This window comes from Aeromonas rivuli (assembly GCF_000820045.1).
In the GTDB taxonomy this organism is placed as follows: Bacteria; Pseudomonadota; Gammaproteobacteria; order Enterobacterales; family Aeromonadaceae; genus Aeromonas; species Aeromonas rivuli.
Genome location: NZ_CDBJ01000048.1, coordinates 1 through 1,749, shown reverse-complemented (window position 1 = coordinate 1,749; position 1,749 = coordinate 1). Strand labels below are relative to the sequence as shown.

Here is a 1,749-nt window from a genome sequence, read left to right as displayed (position 1 = left end):
CGCCAGGGGGGCCAGCGCTTGAGAGGCAAGCGGGCCAAAGGTGTCAGCCATGCCGCCAAAGAAGGCACCCAATAGCTCAAAGTCGGTCAGCACGGCGAAGGTGGCACGCAGCTCATCCCAATAGACAATGGCCAGGGCAACCGCCGCGACCAGCGCCAAGATGGCGCCGATGATTATCACGGCGGGATTGAGACTCATCGCAATGTTGACGGCCAGGATGGCCGCCCGCAGTGGGATCAGTGCCTTTTTGAATAAATTGAGGGGGCCGGTGAGGCCTTTGAAGGCCAGCGCCCAGGCCAGGGCGGCCAGCTTGGCGAGCCCTGCCAGCAACAGCCAGGCGCCGGTCACTACGCCCAGACCCGCAATGGCCAGGATGGCGTAACTCACCACCTTGGTGAAATTGGGGAAAATCTTTGTCCAGCGCAGTACCGCCGCACCACCGTCAGCAAAGGCACCCACCACCTTGTTGATGGTGGGAAGCACTGCGCCAAACGCGGCGGCTCGGATAGCAAACCAGGCTGATTCGACCCGTTGCCACTGGTCAGTCATGGATGCGGCCATCTGCTCGGCTTTCCCCATGCCGTGCGTGTTCCCCAGGGCGTTGATACTGGTGGCCAGCCCCTTGGTGTTGCTCATCAGCAGCTTGATCATCGACACCGCCTCATCGGAGCCGAATGCCTTCTTGAGCTCGTCCCCTTCGGCCACGCTCAGGGTCTCGCCATAGCGCACCTTGAGCTTGTCGAGGATGGTGAGCACCGGCAGCATATTGCCCGCCGAGTCGGTGAACTGCAGGCCGAGTGCCTTCTGGGCATTGCCCACTCCGGCCAGAAACGACTTGAACTTGGTACCGGCTTCGCCGCCCCCCATGGTGGCTTGCAGCTGACCGAGTACCGCGAACTGCTCATCCATCGAGATCCCGGCAGAGGTGGCATTGGCCCCCAGTCCAGTAAAGGCATCGGCGATCCCCTTACCGGACGTTTTGAACATCTGCACCGCAAGCGCGGTCTTGCCTGCCACATCCTCGACCCAGTTGGTCTTGCCCATGGCATTGGCCTGCTGCTCAAAGATGCCGTACATGGTGCCCATGTAGTTGGTGATGGTGCCGGTATCGGCCTTGGTGGCGGCGGCCAGCACTCCAGAGGCGCGGGTAAAGGCCGGTAACTCGTTCTCGGACAAACCCGCGATAGCGGACTGGATATCATAAGAGGCCTGGACAAACTCAGTGGCCGATTTGCCATATTCCACACTGAATTTGAGTGCCTCATTGCTCAGGGCTTTCAGCCCGTCTTGCGCCACGCCAAGGGATGCGACCTCACCCAGCGCCCTGTCCATTTCAATGGCGGGCATCAAGGCGTTCTGGATGGCTATGCCGCCAGCGAGCATCGTGGCCCCGCCCGCCCCGATACTGGCAAAGCCGCTTTGGGCGGTGTTCTTGACCATGTTGAGTTGGTTGTTGATGCCCGCGAGCGGCTGCGTCACCGCATCAATCAGGGCAATCCTCATGATCAGTTGTTCGGTGACAGAAGCCATGGTTTATCCATTAAAGGCGGTGGCGATCCCCTCGGCGACGGCCTGGGCGGCGCGTTGGGCGTGGTATTTGTCTAGCCAGATAGCGCGAGCCAGGGTGTCTAAGTCATCATCCTCATGGGGCAGGTAGTGGCGACGCAGTGCCAGCACCTGCTCTAGCTGGTTGTGCTCGATGGCCTCGGCGCGCGCGGTTAGTTTTTTACTTCGATATCCAGTTCCGGG

At 60.8% G+C, this 1,749-nt stretch carries 2 protein-coding genes; both read right to left on the bottom strand.

Going from position 1 to position 1,749, the window contains the following annotated elements; all coding sequences use genetic code 11:
- Positions 1-1,530 (bottom strand): phage tail tape measure protein (locus BN1130_RS10755; RefSeq protein WP_042042012.1); only part of this gene is annotated, 1,530 nt, incomplete at its 3' end.
- 3 nt (positions 1,531-1,533) lie between these two features.
- Positions 1,534-1,749: DUF6890 family protein (locus BN1130_RS22640; RefSeq protein ID WP_042042011.1), on the bottom strand; the 216-nt coding region annotated here is incomplete at its 5' end.